The 22,417-nt window shown below is 65.8% G+C and carries 18 protein-coding genes and 1 pseudogene; 9 read left to right on the forward strand and 10 right to left on the reverse strand.

Going from position 1 to position 22,417, the window contains the following annotated elements:
• Positions 1-9 precede the first annotated feature (9 nt).
• A complete protein-coding gene (locus NU1_RS37715) occupies positions 10-468 on the forward strand; it encodes a GNAT family N-acetyltransferase (RefSeq protein ID WP_067529041.1) in 459 nt (152 codons plus the stop codon).
• 8 nt (positions 469-476) lie between these two features.
• A pseudogene (locus NU1_RS43660) lies at positions 477-977 on the forward strand (HAD family hydrolase); the annotation flags it as partial.
• 26 nt (positions 978-1,003) lie between these two features.
• Here NU1_RS43660 and NU1_RS42920 read toward each other — a convergent pair.
• Entirely contained in the window at positions 1,004-1,681 is a 678-nt protein-coding gene (locus NU1_RS42920; RefSeq protein ID WP_067529067.1) for a Pr6Pr family membrane protein, read from the reverse strand.
• Between the two features lie 138 nt (positions 1,682-1,819).
• Between NU1_RS42920 and hrpA the strand changes: the two genes are divergently transcribed.
• Positions 1,820-5,956 carry an ATP-dependent RNA helicase HrpA gene (hrpA, locus tag NU1_RS37725; protein ID WP_067529042.1) on the forward strand — a complete coding sequence of 1,379 codons (4,137 nt, stop codon included), beginning with the start codon at positions 1,820-1,822 and terminating at the stop codon, positions 5,954-5,956.
• 18 nt (positions 5,957-5,974) lie between these two features.
• Here the strand turns inward: hrpA and nrdR are convergent, their stop codons facing one another.
• From nrdR to NU1_RS37740, 3 genes are all read right to left on the reverse strand, one after another.
• Positions 5,975-6,451, reverse strand: a complete 477-nt coding sequence (gene nrdR, locus NU1_RS37730) for a transcriptional regulator NrdR (RefSeq protein ID WP_067529043.1) — start codon at positions 6,449-6,451, stop codon at positions 5,975-5,977.
• Between the two features lie 84 nt (positions 6,452-6,535).
• Positions 6,536-7,774, reverse strand: a complete 1,239-nt coding sequence (locus tag NU1_RS37735) for a hypothetical protein (RefSeq protein WP_245720496.1) — start codon at positions 7,772-7,774, stop codon at positions 6,536-6,538.
• Positions 7,775-8,036: 262 nt separating this feature from the next.
• Positions 8,037-8,444 (reverse strand): hypothetical protein, encoded by a 408-nt coding sequence (locus tag NU1_RS37740; protein WP_067529045.1) that lies wholly within the window; start codon positions 8,442-8,444, stop codon positions 8,037-8,039.
• 249 nt (positions 8,445-8,693) lie between these two features.
• On the opposite strand from NU1_RS37740, the gene lexA reads away from it, so the two are divergent.
• Positions 8,694-9,416, forward strand: coding sequence for a transcriptional repressor LexA (gene lexA / locus NU1_RS37745; protein ID WP_067529068.1), 723 nt, complete (start codon positions 8,694-8,696; stop codon positions 9,414-9,416).
• A gap of 105 nt (positions 9,417-9,521) precedes the next feature.
• Here the strand turns inward: lexA and NU1_RS37750 are convergent, their stop codons facing one another.
• The 4 genes from NU1_RS37750 to NU1_RS37765 form a co-directional block, all read right to left on the reverse strand.
• Complete coding sequence (locus NU1_RS37750) at positions 9,522-10,016, reverse strand: DUF2231 domain-containing protein (protein WP_067529046.1); 495 nt, start codon at positions 10,014-10,016, stop codon at positions 9,522-9,524.
• 67 nt (positions 10,017-10,083) lie between these two features.
• Positions 10,084-10,623: a hypothetical protein gene (locus tag NU1_RS37755; RefSeq protein WP_067529047.1), complete on the reverse strand. Its 540-nt coding sequence runs from the start codon at positions 10,621-10,623 to the stop codon at positions 10,084-10,086.
• A gap of 228 nt (positions 10,624-10,851) precedes the next feature.
• A complete protein-coding gene (locus tag NU1_RS37760) occupies positions 10,852-12,525 on the reverse strand; it encodes an alpha/beta hydrolase (protein ID WP_067529048.1) in 1,674 nt (557 codons plus the stop codon).
• Between the two features lie 34 nt (positions 12,526-12,559).
• The gene (locus NU1_RS37765) at positions 12,560-12,868 is read right to left on the reverse strand and encodes a DUF7162 family protein (protein ID WP_067529049.1); all 309 of its coding nucleotides are present in this window, start codon (positions 12,866-12,868) and stop codon (positions 12,560-12,562) included.
• Positions 12,869-13,102: 234 nt separating this feature from the next.
• On the opposite strand from NU1_RS37765, the gene NU1_RS37770 reads away from it, so the two are divergent.
• From NU1_RS37770 to NU1_RS43920, 3 genes are all read left to right on the forward strand, one after another.
• Entirely contained in the window at positions 13,103-13,885 is a 783-nt protein-coding gene (locus NU1_RS37770) for an SGNH/GDSL hydrolase family protein (RefSeq protein ID WP_067529050.1), read from the forward strand.
• A gap of 236 nt (positions 13,886-14,121) precedes the next feature.
• Positions 14,122-15,381, forward strand: coding sequence for a KasA/KasB family beta-ketoacyl-ACP synthase (locus NU1_RS37775; RefSeq protein WP_067529051.1), 1,260 nt, complete (start codon positions 14,122-14,124; stop codon positions 15,379-15,381).
• 161 nt (positions 15,382-15,542) lie between these two features.
• On the forward strand, positions 15,543-15,668 hold the full coding sequence (locus NU1_RS43920; protein ID WP_281221291.1) for a hypothetical protein: 126 nt from the start codon (positions 15,543-15,545) through the stop codon (positions 15,666-15,668).
• 13 nt (positions 15,669-15,681) lie between these two features.
• On the opposite strand, the gene NU1_RS37785 is transcribed toward NU1_RS43920, so the two are convergent.
• Complete coding sequence (locus NU1_RS37785) at positions 15,682-17,019, reverse strand: ABC1 kinase family protein (RefSeq protein ID WP_067529053.1); 1,338 nt, start codon at positions 17,017-17,019, stop codon at positions 15,682-15,684.
• A 355-nt stretch (positions 17,020-17,374) separates the two neighbouring features.
• Between NU1_RS37785 and NU1_RS37790 the strand changes: the two genes are divergently transcribed.
• The gene (locus NU1_RS37790; RefSeq protein WP_245720497.1) at positions 17,375-18,826 is read left to right on the forward strand and encodes an ABC1 kinase family protein; all 1,452 of its coding nucleotides are present in this window, start codon (positions 17,375-17,377) and stop codon (positions 18,824-18,826) included.
• A gap of 3 nt (positions 18,827-18,829) precedes the next feature.
• Here NU1_RS37790 and NU1_RS37795 read toward each other — a convergent pair whose 3' ends face one another.
• Positions 18,830-20,239, reverse strand: coding sequence for an ABC1 kinase family protein (locus tag NU1_RS37795; protein WP_067529069.1), 1,410 nt, complete (start codon positions 20,237-20,239; stop codon positions 18,830-18,832).
• A gap of 388 nt (positions 20,240-20,627) precedes the next feature.
• Between NU1_RS37795 and NU1_RS37800 the strand changes: the two genes are divergently transcribed.
• A complete protein-coding gene (locus NU1_RS37800; RefSeq protein WP_067529055.1) occupies positions 20,628-22,403 on the forward strand; it encodes an alpha/beta hydrolase in 1,776 nt (591 codons plus the stop codon).
• Positions 22,404-22,417: the final 14 nt, after the last annotated feature.

A 22,417-nucleotide genomic window follows, 5' to 3' on the forward strand; every position in this document is an offset into this window, starting at 1 on the left:
CTGACCGGCATGCGCATCGCTGTCGACAACCTCACCGACCCACGGGTAATCGCCCTGCTCGAGGCTCATGTGGTCGAGATGGGCGATAACTCTCCCGAGGACAGCATGCACGCGCTGAATCTGGACGGGCTGCGCAAACCCGAGGTCACCGTCTGGTCGGTATGGGACGGCGACACTCTCACGGGCTGCGGCGTACTCAAGGAACTGGACGCCACCCACGGTGAGATCAAATCCATGCGCACGGTCGCCGCGGCGCAGGGGCGCGGCATTGCCGGACAGCTCCTACGCCACATCATCACCGAGGCGGGTACCCGCGGATACGAACGGCTGAGTCTCGAGACCGGAGCCGCCGACTTCTACCTGCCCGCAGTGCGTCTCTACGAGCGGCACGGGTTCAGCCACTGCGGGCCCTTCGCCGACTACGCCGCGGACCCGCACAGCGTGTTCATGACCCGATCCCTAGGCTGATCACCGTGATGGTGGGCTTCGATCTCGATATGACCCTGGCGGATACGCGGGCGGGAATCGGGGCTTGCTACGCCCGGATCGCCGCGGAGACCGGGGTGTTCATCGACGTCGACCTGGTGACTTCGCGGCTGGGTCCGCCGCTGGAAATGGAGATGGCGAACTGGTTCCCGGCGGATCGGGTGGACGCCGTGGTCGAGCGGTATCGCGAGTTGTATCCGGATATCGCGGTTCCGGCCAGCAAGGCCATGCCCGGGGCGCGCGAGGCGGTGGAGGCAGTCCGCGTGGCCGGTGGCCGGACCATGGTCGTTTCGGCCAAGAATCACCGCGACACCGTGGCCACGGTCGAATTCCTCGAGCTACCGGTCGATGTGATCCAGGGCGGGCTCTGGGCGGCGGCGAAAGGTAGCGCACTGCGTGAGCACGCGGCGACGGTGTACGTCGGCGATCATCCCGGCGATGTGGATGCGGCGCGGGCCGCCGACGCGTTCAGTCTGGCGGTCGCCACCGGCGGGTTCAGCGCGGACACGCTCCGCGACTACGGTGCGGACGAGGTGTTGTCCGATTTGGCGTGCTTCCCGACCTGGTTGCGTGACAATCCGATCCAGCCGCCGAGTAGCCCGTCGATCGATGCCACCGCCACGGCCAGCAGCGCGAAGACCACCACCAGCACCACCAGCCCGAGAGACAGCGACAGGTAGCCCTGACCGCGCGGGTCGAGGAACGGGTACGGATACCAGTCCACGATCGGTCCGCGAACAAGGGTGTACACGCCATAGGCAATGGGGTAGATCAGCCACAGGCCGATCAGTCGGGCACTCGATGTCAGCCGTCCCGACACCAGCAGCCAATCCACCAGCAGCACGATTGGCATGAGCCGGTGCAGGACGGTGTTGACCCAATCGTCCTGCAGCATGACGTCGATATTCGCCAGGAGCACCGCGTAGACAATGCCGGTGATCACCAGGTAGAGGGTGACGGCCCCACGCACCAGCTGCCAGCCATGCGATCGGGGATCGCGCAGACCACCGATGAGCAGCACGATCACGCCGAGAATATTCGACTCGATCGTGAAGTAGCTGAAGTAGTTCGTGGCGGAGAAGGACGCGACGTCGAGGTTGCGCACCGGAATCCACACCAGCGCGACGATTGCGAGCACTCCGAACGCAATCCGCGCCAACCGAATCCACAGCGGGGTCCCTGATCTGGCGATCATGATCATGATCGTCGCACAGTGCGGCGTCGAAATCGCGCATATTCGCCGCGTTGGCAACCGATCGGCAAGCTGTGACGGCGCTCTCTGCCAGCGCCGACGACGAAAGCGGGCAAAGACTTCGCTACGCTGGTTGATGCAATGACCAGGACAGCCGCCACCGCCCGCGAGCTTCGTACCCGCCTGGCCGATCTTTCGATCCGCGACGAATACCGACTGCGTCGCCGACTCGACAAGGCCCGCGGCACAGACCTCAGCCAACTCGAAGCCGATATCGACTCCGCCGCGCAGCGGGTCGCCAACCGCCGCGATGCGGTGCCGACCATCCGCTATCCGGAGCAGCTACCCGTCTCCGCCCGGCGCGACGATATCGCCAAAGCCATCGCCGACAATCAGGTCGTGATCGTGGCCGGTGAGACCGGCTCCGGAAAGACCACCCAGATACCCAAGATCTGTCTGGAACTCGGGCGCGGTATTCGCGGCACCATCGGCCACACCCAACCGCGCCGCCTGGCCGCCCGCACGGTGGCCGAACGTATCGCGGAGGAGCTCGGTACCGACCTGGGTGATGTGGTCGGCTATACGGTCCGCTTCACCGATCAGGCCTCCGACCGCACACTGGTCAAACTCATGACCGATGGCATTCTGCTCGCCGAGATCCAGCGTGACCGGCTGCTACGCCGCTACGACACGATCATTATCGACGAGGCGCACGAACGCAGCCTCAATATCGACTTCCTGATGGGCTATCTCAAGCAGCTGCTGCCACGGCGGCCCGACCTGAAGCTCATCATTACCTCCGCGACCATCGATCCGGAGTTGTTCGCGCGGCACTTTGCGAAGCACACAGATGACCCGAGCAGTGACGAGAAGGGCACTCCCGCACCGATTGTCGAGGTGTCGGGGCGCTCGTTCCCGGTGGAGATCCGATATCGGCCACTCGCCCTGGAGGTTCCGCTCACCTCCGATGACGCCGATGACGAGAACACCGAGATCGTCGACCGCGATCCGACCGACGCGATCGCCGACGCGGTGCGGGAGCTGCAACACGAGGGCGACGGCGATATCCTGGTCTTCCTCTCCGGTGAACGCGAAATCCGGGATACCGCCGACTCTTTGCGCGATCTGAAGCTTTCGCGCACCGAGATCCTGCCGCTGTACGCGCGGCTCTCGGCGGCCGAACAGCACCGGGTGTTCAGTGCGCACACCGGCCGCCGGGTCGTACTGGCCACCAATGTCGCCGAGACCTCGCTGACCGTGCCGGGTATCCGCTACGTCATCGATCCTGGCACGGCGCGTATTTCGCGGTACTCCATGCGCACCAAGGTGCAGCGACTGCCGATCGAGACGATTTCGCAGGCGTCGGCGCGGCAGCGCTCCGGGCGCTGTGGCCGGGTGGCGGACGGTATCGCGATTCGGCTGTACTCCGAGGACGATTTCGAGTCGCGGCCCACCTTCACCGAACCGGAGATCCTGCGCACCAATCTCGCCGCCGTCATTTTGCAGATGACGGCGCTGGGTCTCGGCGATATCGAGAGCTTCCCATTCGTGGAGGCCCCCGACAACCGCGCCATTCGTGATGGCGTCGCGCTGCTGGAGGAGCTGGGCGCACTGGCCCGCCGCTCCGAGGCGGAGTCGGCGAAGCAGCCGAACGCGAGCCTGGTGCTCACGGCGGTCGGCCGCGAAATGGCACAGTTGCCGGTGGATCCGCGCATGGCGCGCATGCTGGTGGAGGCCAATCGCAATGGCACACTCGCCGATGTACTGAAGATCGTTGCGGCACTGTCGATTCAGGATGTGCGGGAACGGCCGGTCGAACACCAGCAGGCCGCCGATACCAAGCATGCCCGGTTCACGGTGGAGGGCTCGGACTTCCTCGCCTACCTACGGCTCTGGGACTACCTGGGTGAGCAGCGGAAAGCGCTGTCATCCAACCAGTTCCGCCGCGTCTGTCGCGACGAGTTCCTGCACTACCTGCGTATTCGGGAATGGCAGGACCTACACGGGCAGCTGCGCACGATCACGCGGGGGCTCGGCTGGTCCACGGACGCGGTCGACCGGCCGCGAAGTGAGAACACCTCCGACACTGCCACGCCCGAGGACGGCGGGCGGCGGCGCCGAGGTCGGAACGCGCGCAACTCCGGTGGTGAACGACCCGATCGCTCGGCCGCGCAGGTCGCACAGCTCGCCGCTGACGAGGCGATGCCGTGGGACACCACCTCGATCCATCAGGCGCTGCTGGCGGGCATGCTCTCGCATCTCGGTGTCCGTGAGGCCGAGTCGCGCGAATTCCTGGGTGCCCGCAATGCCAAGTTCATGATCTTCCCCGGCTCCTCGCTGGCAAAGAAGCCGCCGCGCTGGGTCATGGCCGCCGAACTGGTGGAGACCTCGCGACTCTGGGGCCGGATGGCCGCGCGCGTCGAACCCGAGTGGGCCGAGCGGCTCGCCGGGGATCTGGTGAAACGCACCTATTCCGAACCACATTGGTCAAGTAAGCGCGGCGCGGCCCTGGCATACGAGCGCGTCACGCTCTACGGCGTCCCGCTGGTGACGCAGCGGCGTGTGGACTTCGGGCGCATCGACCCGCAATTGTCGCGGGAGCTGTTCATTCGACATGCCCTGGTACAGGGCGAATGGCAGACGCGGCACGAATTCTTCCAGCGCAACCGGGATCTACTCGAGGATGTCGCCGATCTCGAGCACCGCGCCCGCCGTCGCGACATTCTCGTCGACGATGAGGTGCTGTTCGGCTTCTACGATGAGCGCCTGCCGTCCGATGTGGTGTCGGTGCGCCACTTCGACAGCTGGTGGAAGAAGGAACAGCGAACGAATCCCGATCTGCTGGACTTCACCGCCTCCACCATTGTCAATGAGGATGCGGCACTGCTGGATCCGACCGCCTACCCGGACAGCTGGCGCCAGGGTGAGCTGACCTTCCCGCTCACCTACCAATTCGAGCCCGGGCAGGCCGATGACGGTGTGACACTGCACATTCCAGTCGCGCAGCTGGCGCATGTGCGCGCCGTCGGCTTCGACTGGCTGGTGCCGGGTATGCGCGAGGAACTGGTGGTCTCGCTCATCAAGACGCTGCCGAAAACGCTGCGCCGCATGGTCGTTCCCGCACCGGACTTCGCCCGCGCCGCGCTCGAGCGGCTGACCCCGCGCGCGGAACCGCTGCGCACCGGGTTGGCGCGGGAGCTGTCACAGCTGGGTTCGATCACCATCTCGCCCGCCGATCTCGATCCCGCGGGGCTTCCCGATCACCTGCGCATGACCTTCGCCGCCACCAACCCGGCCGGGGAGATCATGGCGCGCAGCAAGAGCCTCACCGAGCTGAAAACCAAGCTCGCCGAACAGGTGTCGAAATCGGTGGCCCGTGCCAATAATGCCGCCGAACGCGCGCCCGCCACGGTGTGGACCTCGGAATCGCTGGGCACCCTCCCGGCCGCGGTGAAGCGACAGGTCGGCGGCCAGACCATTACCGGATACCCGGCGCTGGTGGCCGAGCCCGCGGGCGTGGCGGTGCGGGTGCTCAGCTCCCCCGGTGAACAGGCCGCTGCCATGCGCGCCGGAACTCGAGCCCTGCTGCTGGGAGCCATTCAGACTTCGCCGCGCACCGTGACGGCGAGTCTGCCGCCCACGGACCGGCTCGCGCTGAGCCAGAATCCGTACGGCTCCCTGGACGCTCTGCTCGAGGACTGTAGAGCCTGTGCCGCCGATGAACTCATCGCGGCCAATGGCGGCCCGGTCCGCAGCCCCGAGCAATTCCGGACCCTCGTGGAGCAGGTGCGGCCCAAGTTCACCGAGACGGTGGCGCGGATCGTGCGCCTGGTGGTGCCGGTACTCGCCGAAGCGCATCGGCTGCGATCGGCACTGGCCGATAATCGCGACCGCGAGGCCGGTGACGATGTCGTACATCAGCTCGATGATCTGGTGTTCGCGGGCTTTGTCTCCGAATGGGGCAGCACCCGGCTGCGGGAGCTGCCTCGCTACTTGGAAGCCGCACGCGTACGACTGGTAGCGCTACCCGCCGCCGCCAATCGCGATCGGCAGGCCATGGTCGAACTCGACCGCGTCCACGCCGCCTACGACCGGCTCGTCGCCGCCCTGCCGGAGGCCCGCAAGCACGGCCGTGAGGTCATCGAAATCTGGTGGATGATCGAGGAGTTGCGCGTCAGCCTGTTCGCGCAGCAACTCGGCACGCCATATCCGGTATCCGCCAAGCGCATCGAGAAAGCCATCGATACCGTCCGCAAGGCACCGCCTACTCGCCGCTGAGCAGCTGGCACGGGCGAGTCAGTCCGCCGTGACGCCGACCGCGGACTCCTCGCGGTGCTTGCGCAGTTCCGCGATCTCGCGCTCGAAATCCTCGGCGGAACTGAAGGATCGGTATACCGAGGCGAAGCGCAGATACGCCACATCGTCGAGGTCGCGTAGCGGGCCCAGGATCGCCAAGCCGACCTCGTGGCTCGGGACCTCCGGGGAGCCCTTGGCGCGCACCGCGTCCTCGACCTGCTGGGCCAGCAGGTTGAGCGCGTCATCGTCGATTTCGCGGCCTTGGCAGGCGCGGCGGACACCGCGGATGACCTTCTCACGGCTGAACGACTCGCTCACGCCACTGCGCTTGACCACCGAGAGAATCGCCGTTTCGACCGTACTGAAGCGTCGCCCACACTGCGGGCAGGCACGGCGCCTTCTGATGGCGGTACCTTCCTCGGCCTCACGGGAGTCGACCACCCGCGAATCCGGGTGACGACAGTACGGGCAATGCATCCGGGATCCTTCGTCGATGCCTGGGGTCCTCAGCAATCCGAGGATACCCGGCCGGACGCAGTTATCGTGCGCCCGGCCTGGCGATCAGACCGTCAGCTGCCACTCGGCGCTCATATCCGCGAGCAGATCCGGCAGCCGCATGAGCAGTCGGCCCTGGGCCAGCTTATTCGGGAAGGGTTCGGCGAGAACGGGTCTCGCGACCGCCTCGTTCTCGACCAGGGCGAGGTAGTTCGGCAGCAGATCATTGGTGATGTAGTGCCAGCGCGTCTCGCGATCCGCCCAATTGAAATTCGGGAGCGGAGCACGCAGCGATATGGTGCGACCATCCGCATCGGCGGTGATCGTGGTGGGCGCGAAGACGCCGGGCGCGCGGACACCCGGTACGGCGGCCTTACCGGCGAGGGTGCTGACATAGGTCAGCACCCGTCCCATGACGCCCCGGCCGCTCGAGGTCGCATCCCACTGGTCGGCAATGATCTGGTTCTGTTCCCGGTCCGTCATACGCACCGCCGCATCGGCCAGGCCCGCACTCGTCCCGGCCGCGATACCGCGCCAGGCGAGGATCGCGTTCTCGTCCAGGACCCCGGCCCGATACATCTCCTCGACACCGGCGAGTCCCTCGGCGATATACGCCTCGTGCATCGGCACCTGGTCGATGAAGATGTGCTTCTGCATAATCATCAGCCGCTGCTGGTACCAGGACAGATCCTCGGCGGTCAGGCGAGCGCCCTCGGCGGCGAGCAGCCGGATATCGGAGGGCAGCAGATTCAGCAGTTCGACCGGCGTGCCGCGCAGCAGATCGGCGACGGTACTGCCGACCTGATGGACGCCCGGCACGCTCACGATCGGGCCGACATCGCTCATATCGAAGAAGCCGGAAGCGAACGAGCCGCCCGCCAGCCCGGCCAGGCCCACCCAGTAGAAGTCCGGGTGCTCATTATTGAGCCGCAGGTAGTTCACATACACCTGGATGAAGGTGCGGCTATTGGCGGGAACGCCCCGGTTCGGATCCCACGCGGCCAGATCGATATCGGCATTGCGGGTGGCGGTCACGAGCCAGTGCTGGTGCAGCAGGGTCGCATAGCGCTTCGGCGGCACTCCGGCCGCTCGGGCCTGTTCTACAGCCTCTCGCAGAGCCGACGGGTCGAGCGGCAGCGCGGGATGTAAGCCGCCGCCACCGGAGCCATCATCATTGATCGACGGGAGATCCAGATATGCGGCGTACGCCGCTTCGGCGTGCGCGGCGGGTAGTGCGGGCAGGGTGGTCGGGACCGAAACGAATCCGACCGCGAAGCAGGTGAGTAATCCGAGGGTCCGGACCATGGATCGAATCCGGAGTGTGCTGGTGCGGCGTGTCATCGATCGCGAAGTCCCCTGCTGATTCCCGCCGATCCACCCGGATCGGCGCGGTGTTGCCTCTGTCACATCCCGAGGACCGTAGCAACACGTTGCAGGATGCGATCAACAATTTCGGCCACACCGCCTGGCCGCCCGCCCCGATCGATAGACCGGCTACCAACAGGCTATCGGCGCGTCATTCCACTCCCGCGGCGGCCTTCCCCAGTCGCCGCAGGAGCTGCCCGCACTAGCGCGGCAGCGCGGGGGCGATCTCCGAGGGCACGGTTTGCGAACCGAAGTCACCGGACCGCAGCTGCGCCAGCGCGATCAGGCCGGTGACCGCCAGGGCGCTGACCAGGGCAGCGACCGCTAGCGCGGCAAATCCGGCCTGCGCCCGCTGCATCCGACTCAGCGATCGCCGACCCCGCGGCGTGTCGGATTCGGCGCGCACCACAACGCGGTCGCGGCGGACGCGCGCATGTCCATAGGACACGACACCCGAGCGCGGCCGCACCTTGCACGGCCGCCGATCAGCAACCGGCCGGGTCGGGGCCTCGACACGCACGGGTGCCCAATTGGCGCGGATGGTGTGCGGGATGGTGTCGAAGCCGAGATCGCTTCCAAGGGTGTCGAATTCGCTGACGACTGTGCGCATCGAACAAACCTCCGAGGTGGACTTGGACTGGCATATACCTAGCGGGTTCGATCATGTGTTCGAAGAACTGATGTTCGAATTTCTACCACGCCGCACCGACAAAGTGAACTATTTGCGCGACATGCGTCGAACAGATGTTTGATCAGCGGCCGCGCTCGGTCTACAGTCGAGACACGAATCCGGTAGCTACGAATTCCGGTGAGACACAGCAGGGAACGGAGGACGGCGGCGGTGAGCGAACACGGCGGCGTGGACGGTGACAACGGACCGGTCGGCCATGACAGCACCGAACCGTCCGCTGTGGAGGCGGATCTGACCGTCCGTCAGCGTAAGGTGCTCGAGGTTATCCGCAGCTCGGTGAGCGATCGTGGCTATCCGCCCAGCATTCGCGAAATCGGCGATGCGGTCGGGCTCACCTCCACCTCCTCGGTCGCGCACCAATTGCGCGCCCTGGAGCGTAAGGGATATCTGCGCCGCGACCCCAATCGTCCGCGTGCCGTGGACGTTCGGGGTCTGGACGAAACGGCCATGCGCGCCGCGGCGGGTGCGCCCCACCTGCGCCCGGTCGCCTCGGAAACTCCGGACAGCGATCACCCGACCCCGACCTACGTGCCGGTGCTGGGTCGAATCGCCGCCGGTGGGCCGATACTGGCCGAGCAGGCCGTGGAAGACGTCTTCCCACTACCGCGCGAACTGGTCGGCGAGGGTTCGCTGTTCCTGCTGAAGGTGGTCGGCCAGTCCATGGTCGATGCCGCCATCTGCGATAACGACTGGGTGGTCGTGCGACAGCAGAATGTGGCCGACAACGGCGATATCGTGGCCGCCATGATCGACGGCGAGGCCACGGTGAAGACATTCAAGCGCACCGGGTCCCAGGTGTGGTTGATGCCGCACAACCCGCTGTTCGAACCCATTCCAGGCAATGACGCGCAGATTCTCGGCAAAGTTGTCACGGTGATCCGCAAGGTCTGACCGTGCTGGACCGCCGTGGTCGGGCGGCCGCCCGCAGACCGGGCGCCGGGCCACGGCGGTTTTCTTTGCCCATGGGCTGTTGCCCATGGGCTGTTGCCCGAGCGGCTACACCGCGGTGATTCCACCCCAGACCGCGCGCGTTCCCGAATCGCCCACGCGGTAGATGTGCACGCTCGCCGCCACCCCGGCGACGATCGCCAGCACGATGAAGATGCTCACCACGCCCTTGCCCACGGTCGCGCCACGCTGTTCGCGCCAGTGCCACAGCAGCAGCAATACGGCCACCACCAGCAGCGGAATCACGAAATACAATGTCGAACCACCGAGTTCGATGTGCTTCTCTACCTCCGGCGTCGAGCCGACCCGCTGCGCCAACCACTCCCCCGCCTCGGTCGTGAGCGGAGTCAGCGCGACCACCACCGCCGCGAGCACAGCCGTCAACCAGACCAAACGTCGCCGGGCGGCGGCCCAAACGGCGGACACGATGAGTAGCGCCGCGGTCAAGGGGACCAGCACCACCAGCGCGTGAACCAGAAGTACGTGTGCGGGCAGGCCGTTGAAGGTGGTCGGGCCGGAGAGAGCAGGGCCTGACAAATACATGGCGGCACCTCGATTTCCGTCGCGCGGCTACCCGAATAACGTAGCCCCGCGACGCCCGGTTCGAGGGTTAGCCACCCGCCACTTCGGATTCTCGGGGCGCGCTCGGATCGATCCGAGCCATCAGTACGGTCGCCTCGTTCGCGTTATCGGCGGGCGCCCGCAGGGGCACGGTAAGGTAGCCGAGCACATCATGACCCACCGGGACGGTCACCACCGCCGAATTACGATCGTGCGCAATGAAGCCCAGGCTCTGGCCGAGCACACCGCGGACCGAATCCAGCCACCGCTCATCGGTAATGCGGCAATCCGCCCAGGGGAAGTACTCGAGGCCGGTCTGCAGGAAGAATCGCTCGCCGATACCCGCGCGTCGCAGCAGTTCGGAATGCCATTCATCGACCCTGGTTTTGGCGGTACCGGCGTAGATCCGCTGATGCGGAGCCGTGGCGCCGGTCGCGAAGTCGGCGAGCGTATCGAGCAGTTGCTGGGGCAGCTCATCGGCCCGGACGAATCCGTGGACCTCCAGCCCGAGCAGCAGCTGCGGCAATTCACTTGCCCGTCGCTGATCCTCGTGCAGCTTGAACTTGCGTCGAATGGCGTCGTGGCGCATTACGTCCTCGAGCCGTTCACGTCGACGCTTACAGCACCACACGAATCCGCCTGCGCCGGAATCTCGCCAGCGGTGTTCACCATCGTCGAACCTTCCAACTACAACCCTGATCAAAATCCGTGCCGAATGTCCAGCTCGGGCTTTGTGCCCCGGATCACACGCACCATAACACGGTCAATCGTCCAGAAAATACCGAGAGCAATCATCCAGTGACCATTTATGCGGGGGTCACCCGGGGTGCCTGCCAGCGATGATCTCGCCCTGGGTAGTCAAGCCGGGGTTGTCAAGGTCCCAGTACGTACCATGCGCCCACGGCTCGTACCCGACGATCGGAAGCGGCGGACGCTGTAGGACCGCACCGGAGGACGACTCGAAAACCGTTGCGCCGAACGCACGTTCGACGGGAGAGATGCCGTGGGCGAGTTGACCGAAAAGAGGTATGGGGTCGGCGGCGGCCGCGGTGGCGAAGATCCGGCGGTGGTTGTCGGCGGCGGGCACATTGTCGAGTCTCAGGTCGGTGACGCGGTCGGCTTCGACGCCCGGACTGCCGACGAAGATCACATCATCGACCGCGAGTGACCGACCGTCGCCGGCGGCGACGCCGATCACTGTGCTGCCGTAACTGTGGCCCACGACGGTGTTGTGCGAGGGCGGACCGGCGTGGGTCGCGCGCAGACCGTCCTGGAAGCGATCCAGGTCGGGGGCGGCGGCGTCGGCGTAGTCGTCCCGGCGCGCGGCGACCAGGTCCGGCGGCGCGTGGTAGCCGTACCAGGTGATGACCGCGGTGCGGGCGGATGCGTCGGAGCGTGTGGCCGCGCCCAGCAGTGCGGTCGCACGGTCGACACCCTGCCCAATACCGGCGAGGGTGGCGGACGCGCCCGGGACGAAGGTCGCGATATTGCGCGCGGAGTCCGGATTACCGAGGGCGACGACACCGCGGCCCTGGTCGTCGATGCCGAGGAGGAGGCGAGTCGCGCCGCGCCGGGTGAGTTGGTCGGCGACCTCGTCGTAGTCGGCGAGACGGGTACGGACTTTCCGTTCGGCGGCGGCCACATCGTTGAACCGTCGCCATTCGGCCAGCGTGGACGGCGGATCGGTGGTGTCCGACCAGTCGTGCGGTCCGCCCGAGCCGACCAGCTCGGCGCTCGCCCGTGTGCGCAACTGTTCGAGGTAGAGCCGGTTGTAGTGATCCTTTGCCACGCCCGCGATGCCGTCGCGATTACCAATGGAGGGGTCGTAGGCGAACAGCGCGTCATGGTCGGCCGGGGTGAGCGATTCCCACAGCTCGTACATGGCGCGCGGATCGGCGGGGAGGAAGGCGGTGCCGTCGAGGATGGCGCGGACTCGCGAATCGAGCGGTGCGCCCTGCGGATTCGTCTGTAGGGCGGCAAGGGCGGCGGTGGCCGCCACGAGCTGTGCGCCCGCGGTGCGGTCGATATCCCCGGCGGTGTCCAGCAGTGGGATGAGTCGGGCCTGCAGGGTGGCGGCCTCGGTATCGAAGCCCGCTTGCAAGGTGACATCCAATGCGGGATTGCCGGTATCGGCCTCGGGCGCGGCGACCGTGCCGTCCTCGGCGATCACGCATCCCTTGGCGGCCGCATCCCGCTCGATGCCGCGCACGGCCGCGCACACCTCTTCCAGATTGACCGCATCGGCGAACGCGTCGGCGATCGCGACGATGGTGGCACCGAGATGATTGGACATCAACTGCGAGTCCAGCGCTCGCAGCGCGGCCGCCGCCGCGGCATCTCCCCGCCAATCCGCCAGTGCGGCATCGATATGGCGACTCCCCTGCCGCATGGCGGCTCCGAATGCCCGGTTCGCCGCCACCAGCGCATCACTCGCCGCCGCGGTGGCCGTGGGATCCCACCCACGAACCTGCGATACGGTCGCCCGCGCCATTTCCGTACCCCCGGACCGAGATCCCCGCTACCGACTACAACGGCCCATGCAGATATCGCTCGAGTTGCTCGGCGAAAACCCGATCGGCGTTCTCATACGTGGTAGCACCGTTCTCGGCCGCCTCCGCCATTCCCCGCAAACGTTCGGCCATCCCATGTAAGGCAGACAATAGGGGCTCACCCACCCCCACCGCGGCCGATCCGATGGCCGAATTCGGCATGGCCCGACCGACACTCGCGACCAGATCCACCGGGTCGATTCCGCTGATGGTTCCGGCCTCGCCCCGCACTCCCGCAGCCATGACTCGAAGTGCTTCGAGATCGGCTCGCAATATTTCCCCCATTTGGAAACCCCCTGTCTGCCAGCGAATCTAGCAGCCGCAGCACACCGGCGGCAGGGTGGAAATCGGTGCTGTGGACAACCTTTTCGCTATCCACAACCGCCGCACGGCTCGTGGCGGCGATAGCGAGGTGCCGGTTCAGATTCTGCTCCGCGACCGGCTCGAGTTCCGCGCGCCCAGCTGGCACAACCCCACCGTCGTGCCGGAGACTGGACACCGACGCCGAGGAGACAGGATATGCGCGCAACGGGGCCACGCCGGATCGCACTGCTCACCGCCATCGCCGCCGCCCTATCGATCACCACCGTGGGCGCGGTGCCTACCGAATCCGCTCCTCGCTTCGACAAGTACGTCGCGCTCGGAGATTCCGCGGCGGCGGTCGGCTCGGTCGACAAATTGAAACCTGACAGCCCGCGTTTCTGCCGCCGGGCCGAGGACAACTACCCCTCGGTCTTGGCTCATACACTCGGAGTGACCGAATTCGTCGATGTCAGCTGCAGCGGCGCAAAGCCATCGAATATGACAGCACCCCAGTACGGCATGAACGGGCCGCCGAATCCACCGCAACTCGACGCACTCACTCCGGACACCGACCTGGTGACAATCACCATCGGGGCCAACGATGTCGGTGCCTTCAATGTCAATGTGATCACCGACCAGCAACTCGACACCATGCGTGCCCGGGTCGGCGCGATCCTCGACGACATTCACCGGCGCGCACCACATGCCACCGTCGTACTCACCACCTACCTGCGATATCTGCCGCCCCACGGCAATTGCTACGGGATCATCGACCACGGTGGCGGACAGCGCCTTACCGATGCGCTCCGCGAGGTGGCGGCCACACATTCGGCCCGCTTCGCCGATAGTTACGCGAAGACGGGACACGATATCTGTCAGCCACCGGACACCCGTTGGGTCAACGGGCCCGTACCGGATACCCCGACGGTCCCGTTGCACGCCAATCTCGCCGGGCAGGAGTACCTGGCCTCGGTGATCACCATCGCGGTGCTCGACTGAGCTCGTCGGCTCCCAAATTCACTGAGTGGCAATGACTTTTGCCTTCCCTCAGATGCGCACTCCGCCTGCTGTCCCACACTTTTCGGGTTACCCTGACCCAGGCGCGGAATTTCACTACCGCGCTCAACAATTGGTCGCCCACACGCCACGCGCCGATAGACAACGCCGTCTCGGCCGACCTTCCGGTGCTGCCGCGTTCGAGCCTGTGGGATCGACACAGTGAGGATTGGACCATAGTGCAGACCCTCGACAGTTTTTCCACCCGCGCCGGCGGGTTCCGCAATGTCGTGGTGACGGCGGTGGAATTGACCACCTCGCTCGCCGCCGATACCGAAGGCACTTGGCAGGGCCTGCTATCGGGGTCGAGTGGAATCAAGCCACTCACCGATCCGGATATCACCCGGCACAAGCTGCCGAATGCCATCGGTGGCAAACTCGTCAGCGATCCCACCGACGAATTGGACCGGGTCCGCAAACGCCGCATGTGTTACGTCCAGCAAATGTCGTACGTCATGGGTAAACGCCTGTGGGACAGCATTGGTCGGCCCGACGTCGATAAGGATCGCCTCGGCGTGTGCATCGGCACCGGCTTGGGAGGAGCCGACTCCATCATCGCCGCCAATGACGCCATGCACAATCTCGGCTACCGCAAGGTCTCGCCGTTCGCGGTACCGATGAGTATGCCCAACGGGGTATCCGGTGTGGTCGGCTTGGAGATCGGCGCACGTGCCAGCCTGGTGACGCCGGTATCCGCCTGCGCCTCCGGCTGCGAAGCTCTCGTACATGCCTGGCGCTCGATCATCCTCGGCGAGGCCGATATGGTGGTCGCGGGCGGGGTGGAGGGCTATATCAATCCCGTTGCCATCGCTGGGTTTTCCATGGCACGGGCGCTGAGCTCCCGACTCGACGAACCGGAGAAAGCCTCCCGCCCCTTCGACCGCGATCGCGACGGATTCGTCTTCGGCGAGGCGGCCGCTCTGCTGATCGTGGAATCCGAGGCGCACGCCCTGGCGCGCGGCGCGAAACCCCTGGCGCGCCTGCTCGGCGCGGGCCTCACCGCCGACGGCTACCACCTGGTCGCACCCGATCCGGAGGGGACCGGCTGTGCCCGTGCCATGCGCCGCGCCATCGAGACCGCGGGGGTCACCGCTGCGGAGATCGATCACGTCAACGCGCACGCCACCGGCACCACCATGGGGGATCTGGCCGAGGCCAAGGGGATTGCCGCCGCCATCGGCAACCATCCGTCGGTCTACGCGCCGAAATCCGCGCTCGGCCACTCCGTCGGCGCGGTCGGTGCGCTGGAGGCCGCGCTCTCGGTCCTCACCCTCCGTGACCAGGTAATCCCCCCGACCCTCAATCTCGACAACCAGGACTCCGAAATCGACCTCGACGTGGTGCACTCCAAGCCGCGCCATACGACTATCGAATTCGCCATGAATAATTCGTTCGGCTTCGGTGGCCACAATGCGGCGGTCCTCTTCGGCCGCTTCTGATGCCGCACCGACGACGCCACGGGCAGTATTGTCCCGGTCAGCGGAGTCGCCCGTTGGACGGGTGACCCCATGCTCTACCGTCGTGGTCTGCAAACCTATTGGGAGGCACCGCGATACGAAGCGTCCGTGCCGCCACCGATACCGCCGAGGAGATGTCGACGATGGCCGATCACCCCAACCTTCCAGGTGCCGAACCGCCGACCCGAGGGAATCTGGTGATTCTGGCGGTCATGGCCATCGCCATTATCGGCGCACTGTTCGCGGCCGCCACGGTCGTCGCCGGATGACACCGGGCCCGCGCTACGCCGCTTCGCCCGCCGCCGCGTAGCCGGGCAGCCAGCGCCGCACCAGCGCCAGGAAGGGACCGTCGGCGTCGAGTTGCGCACAGACGCCGATGATTCCGGCGAATACCCGGCCCAGCATGACCATATCCGGCAGGTCCTCCGGCATCCGGACGGCGAGGGTGTTGTTCATGGACATGTTCTTCACGTCCATGGCCCGCGCCATATGGCCCTGGAGCAGTTCCCGGCTGATGTGCACCCGATCGCCGTCGAACTGTGCCACCAGCGGGGTGACCAGGCGCGTGATGGGATCGAGTTCCAGCCGGTGGCCCGCACGCACGAAGTCGTTGTCGCGCAGGCAGTCCAACAGCCGGTCGTAGTCCTCGGCGACCGCGTGACGGGCCAGCTCGCCCACCACCGGCGGCAGCCCCTCGGGCACGGCGATGGCCGCACCGAAGTCGATGACACCGAGGCGGCCGTCGTCGAGCAGCTGATAGTTGCCCGGGTGCGGGTCGCAGTGCAGGTAGCCGACCTTCTCCGGCGAGGAGAGCGCGAATTCCGCCAGCCGCAGTCCGGCGCGATTACGCTGGGCTGCGGTGCCGCTCGCAATGATCGTCGATAGCGGTGTGGCCTCCATCCACTCGGTCACCATGACCTTCGGTGCACTGGCGATGACGCGCGGTACGAAGAAGTGCGGATCGGCCGCATAGGCACGCGCGAAGCGGCGCTGGTGGTCGCCCTCGATCCGATAGTCGAGTTCCTCCGCCGTCCGATCGACGAATTCACCGATGAGCGCGCGCACATCCACACCGGGCATGAACATCCCGAACGCACCCGAAAGCATTTGCAGCATCTTCAGATCCGACATGAGCGCCACATCCGCGCCCGGGTACTGGATCTTCACCGCCACGGCGCGCCCGTCCGCCCACACCGCCCGATGCACCTGACCGATACTGGCCGCCGCCACCGCCTCGGAATCGAAGCTGGTGAACCGGTCCCGCCAGCGGGTACCGAGTTGTTCGGCCAACACCCGGTGTACCTGTTGCGCGGGCATCGGCGGGGCCTGGGACTGTAGCCGCGTCAGTGCTTCCCGATACCGATCCGAGAAGCGGGGCGGTACCGCGGCCTCGGCCACACTCAGTGCCTGGCCCAGTTTCATAGCCCCGCCCTTGAGTTCGCCCAGTACGCGGAACACCTCGTCGGCGGCCTTGTCGACCAGGGCATCGTCGATCTCGCCACGCTCGGCACCGGTGAAGATGCCCTTGCCGGTGGCGGCGACGCGGCGCGCCACTATGCCCATCGGCAGCGCCGCCAGTTTCGCCGAGCGTGCCAGTCCCGTGCGCCTGCTACCTGCCATGGTGGTACCTCATTCCCGCGTCGGCGTCATTGCCGAGCACACAGATCCACGTTAAGTTGTCCCAGACAGGTGGTCAATTGTGCGTTGACTAAGAACTGTCCACAGCCAAAGCGGCAGCGGTGCAGCAGCTTTCATGCCGACTTCCACGCCGTAGCCGCAGGCGTCAGGTCACCGAGCACGTACTACCCGGCCGCGATGCGGCGAACAAGTTCATCGGCCACATCGGCGACGACCGTCTGCGCGCCCATCCTGTCTCCTTTCGACAACTTTCAAACTCGTCTCAGACAGTTTAGGCTCTCATATGCCACACTGCACGTGCACAACTGTGTGGCCGCGCACACGATGAGGTGAGCAGATGTCGATACGACGAATCGGCGGCGACCGTTCGAAGGGGTCCGGGGGCACACCGCCGATGCGCGGGATGGCCCGCAATGCCAAGTTGGCGGCCCTGCCGGTCGCCTACGCCGGACGGCAAGCGGCGGGTGTCGGCAAGAGGACGCTGGGCCGATCGCCAGCCGAGATCAATAACGACATTCAGACGCGCACCGCTCAGCACCTTTTCGAGGTACTCGGCGAGTTGAAGGGCTGCGCCACGAAACTCGGCCAGCTGCTATCCATCTTCGAACTGGCGCTGCCGCCGGAGCTGGCCGACCCATATCGAACCGCATTGGCCCAGCTACAGGACTCCGTGCCGGTCATGTTGCCCGAGACCGTGCGCACCGCCATGGCCGACAGCATGGGCGAGAGTTGGCAGTGGCACTTCGAGGAATTCGATGATCGGCGTGCCGCGGCCGCCTCCATCGGGCAGGTACATCGAGGCGTATGGCGCGACGGTCGCCCGGTGGCGGTGAAGGTGATGTACCCGGGTGCCCGCGAAGCCGTACTCGCCGATCTCGAACAATTGCGCCGCATCTCCATCCTGGCCACCGTGTTCGTACCGGGCGCGGACGTCAAGGCGGTGACCGAGGCCATTTGCACCTGCGTGCGCGATGAACTCGACTACGAGGCGGAAGCCTTGTACCAGCGGCGATTTGCCGAGGCCTATGCCGACGACCCGGATTTCGTGGTGCCCCGGGTACTTTCCCAACGCGGCGACACCATCGTCAGCGAATGGCTGAACGGCACTCCGGTATCGCGCATCATGGAATCCGGTGCGCCCGAGGAACGTAGCCGGGTCGGCCTACTGATTCTGCGTTTCGTCCTGTCCGCGTGGACACGCAGCGGATTGCTCTACTGCGATCCGCATCCGGGAAACTTCCGGGTAATGCCGGACGGGCGGCTCGGCGTAGTGGACTTCGGCGCCTGCCTCGCCTGGCCGGTGGCCGGATTCGACGAGTGGGTCGGCGATATGATGGACGCCACCTTCAATGGCGATGCCGCACAGATCGATACCGCCATGCGCGCCCACGGCTTTGTCGCACCCGGTCGCCCTTTCGACGCCGAGGCTGTCGCCGAGGCGCTGACCATGGTCACCGAACCACTGGCCCAGCCGACCTTCCGTCTCACCGAGGATTGGATGCGCAGGGTGGTGTGCCACAACGTGGATCTGCGACTGTCCAATGTCAATCGGCAGCTGACCATCCCACCATGGTTCACACCCTTCGGCCGCGCCCTGCTCACCGCGCTCGGCGTGGCCTGCCGACTCGGGACCGACGGTGCGATCCGCGCCGAATTCACCCGGTACTCACCGGAATTGGCCGCGGTGCTGGAGCGCTTCGACGCCCGCCGCGACCAGCCGACCGATCTGGCAGTAGTTCGGCAGCTGCGTACCGGTCGACCGGTGCGACGTAACTCCGCGGTGCGCTGACCATCACGAATGCACTCGACCACTGTTCTCGAAGCGACGCACCGACTCCGCCACCTCCGGCCACCAGCGCAGGAATGCCGGACCCAGTCCATCGGTGCCCAGCAGCGAGAGGGTACCGATTGTGGTGCCCACCTTTCGGGCGAAGGCGGTGAGTTGGGGCGGGAGCGTCATCTGCCGGAAGACATTCGACAACCGCAGCACGGCAATGGCATCCACCTGTTCGCGCAGCCATTCCGACGACATACGGAAGTCCTCCTGGATTAGGACGTCACGGAAGGGAGTGACGATGCGCAACAACTCTTCGGCATCGAAATCCTGTTCGGGACGGACGAATCCGTGCCTGCGCAACGCCTCTTCCAGCTGTGCGGGTGTCCCGTTGTAGACCACCTCGCCGAGTTCGATGACAATGCTGCGCATATCCTGCGGATAGTCCTCACACGCGCCGAAATCGACTACGGCCAACCGTCCGTCAGGCAGCACCAGGAAGTTGCCCGGATGAACATCGCTGTAGAGCACCCCGGCCCGATGAATCGCTTCCTCCAGGAAATGGAAGATGAGCAGTCCCAACCGGCCGCGCTCGTGCGGGCTGCCCCCGGAGATCAAGCGGTTCACCGAAATACCCTCGACCCAGTCGCTGATCAGCACCTCGTCGGTATGCGCCACGACATTCGGCACCACATATTGCGGATCGTCCGCGAAGGCGTCGGCACACGCCTGCTGATGGGCGGCCTCACGGTGATAGTCGAGTTCGTCGTCCACCAGGCCACAGACGGTCTCGATTACCGCCGCGACATCCGCGCCGGGCATGAAGACAGCGATCACGCCGGACAGACTCCGCAATAACCGCAGATCGGAATCGACCGCTTTACGAGCACCCGGGTACATCACCTTCACGGCGACCGCGCGACCGTCGCGCCACACCGCGCGATGCACCTGTCCCAGCGATGCGGCAGCGGCCGGGCGCTCATTGAATTCGCGGAATTCCTCCCGCCACCCCGGGCCGAGGTTTTCGGCGAGCACCTGATGCACAAGCGCGGGCATCATCGGCGGCGCGGAGGTCTGCAATCGGCCCAGCGCATCCCCCGCTAACTCGCCGAACTCGAGCGGCACCAGCGGCATGGCCGTGCGATATACCGATGCCATCTGTCCGACCTTGGCCGCGCACCCACGCAGATCCCCCAGGACGTCGACCAGATGTTCGGCCGTGCGCACTTGGATATCGAGGTCGATCTCCGCCGGGGACTTCCCGATCATCCGCTGACCGAGGCCTTTGGCTCGTCGACCGGCGTAGGCGACGGGTATCGCCGCCAGTTTCGCGTCTCGCTTGAACCTGGTCGTGGGCGGCAGCCCCTGACCACGCCGCCCTCGACCCGGGAACTGAATCACCCGTCCGGAGAGTTGTTCGTTGCTCACCATTCCACCCCACACCCGCTGTACCTAGCGATTTGCAGTCTGGCACACAGCCCGGGTGAACGGTGAAAAAGTGTTCCTGGAGCGGTGATTTCCGCCCCGCGCCAGCAAATAGTTCAGATCAGGCGAGACCCCACGCGTGCAGCAGGTAGGTGATGTTGGAAGCGATGCTCGTCACGACATTCGCGAGATTCAAAGCGGCAGAACCGAGGTCGATAATGGGCACAAGAAATCCTTCGTCACTGGACTGCGGGTACGAATCGAAAATAGCCACAGAACAATCGATTGGCGATAGCAAAATGGCATATTGCACAGTCGCTGCAATACGTGATCCGGCTCTCATCCGTGTCGCTCGCCGCCATGTCAGCTAACTGCGGGTAACACTCTGTGGATGACCGCCGAGCAACAGCACAGTGTCGAGTTACCGCAGCGGAGCGTTTCCATTCTGTCGCGCGGGCTGGCGCTGCTGGTGCGGGCGGAACGCGCCATCCACCCCAACTACCCGGGCGTAGTGGTTGGCGCGATCTTCTTCGCCTGGTCGGTATCCCCGTCGCTGCTGCCACGCACCTGGCTGTTCCAGGGCCTCGTCAGCGGTATCAGTGCCGCCATCGGCTATGGGGTGGGCTGCCAGCTGGAATGGGCGTATCGGAGATGGGTGCGACCGCGCCTGCCGCAGGCCTGGCGATCGAGCGCACTGCTGAACCCGACGCACCCGGTGCGCGCCCCGGTCAAGGTCGCGACCATGTTGGTGGTGGTCCTCGGCGCGGCCGTAATTCTGGCGCGGTCGGCGCGCTGGCAGCGCGATCTCCAGACCCTGATGGGTATGGAGCCGACCACCACCTCCGGATATCTGCGCACCGAACTGCTGGGTTTCGCCACGGTCGCCTTGGTCATCGGGCTGTACCGCACACTGCGCTGGGCGGTACAGAAGACCACGCGCGCACTCAATATCGATCTACACATACCGCGAGCGCTGGCGCTGCCGAGCGCGGTCGTGCTGGTGACCGTGTTCTGTGTACTGCTGTTCCAGGGTGTGCTGGTGAAAGCCAGCTTCTCCGTGGCGAATTCGGCATTCAGCCTGCGCAACGGCCATACCTCCGACTCCGCGGCGCAGCCGACGATTCCGGAACGCTCGGGCAGCCCGGCGTCACTCGCGCCCTGGAATACGCTCGGCTCCGAGGGCCGCTGGTTCGTGTCCTATGTTCCCTCGGCCGAACGCATTACGGCCGTCACCGGCAGGCCCGCCCGCGAACCCATTCGCGTATACGCGGGACTCGAATCGGCTCCTACTCCGCAGGACGTGGCCGATCTGGTGGTGCGGGAACTGGACCGCACCAAGGCCTTCGAACGCAAGGTTCTGGTGGTGGTGACCACCACGGGCACCGGCTGGGTGGATTCCACGACCGCCGAAGCCATCGAATACATGTACGGCGGCGATACCGCGATCGCCGCGACACAGTACTCGTACCTACCGAGTGTGCTGTCGTTTCTGTCGGATAGGTCGAAGGCCACCGAGGCCGGGCGACTGGTGATCGACGCGGTCCACGCCCGCTGGTCCCAATTACCGCCGGAGTCGCGACCTAAGCTGCTCGTCTACGGCGAAAGCCTGGGTTCACAGGGTTCCGAGGGCGCGTTCACCGGACTCGAGGACATTCGCGCCATGGTCGACGGGGTGATGTGGGTCGGCCCGCCGAACTCCAATCACATCTGGAGCGCTCTGGAGGCTCGACGCGACCCCGGTACGCCCGAGGTGCTGCCCATCTACGCCGACGGGCTGGTGGTGCGGTTCGCCGGATCGGCCGCCGACCTGGACCGGCCGCATGATCAGTGGTGGGATCCGCGCATTGTCTATCTCCAGCACGCGTCGGATCCGATTGTGTGGTGGTCGCCGGATCTGCTCTTCCAGGAACCGGATTGGCTCGCCGAACCGCGCGGCGCGGATGTATCGCGCTCGGTGCGCTGGTGGCCCATTGTCACGTTCTGGCAGATCAGCGCGGACCTCGCGAACGCGCAGAAGGTACCGGCCGGACACGGCCACAAGTACGGGACGCTCGTCCTCGACGGCTGGGCCGCCGTCGCTCAACCTCCGGACTGGACACCGGATCTCGCACAGCGCGTCCGTCAGGCGCTCGACGAGGACATCGATTGGGAGTACGCGCACAAGTGAGGGTTGGGGCCGCG

This window comes from Nocardia uniformis NBRC 13702 (genome assembly GCF_001613345.1).
Lineage (GTDB): Bacteria > Actinomycetota > Actinomycetes > Mycobacteriales > Mycobacteriaceae > Nocardia > Nocardia uniformis.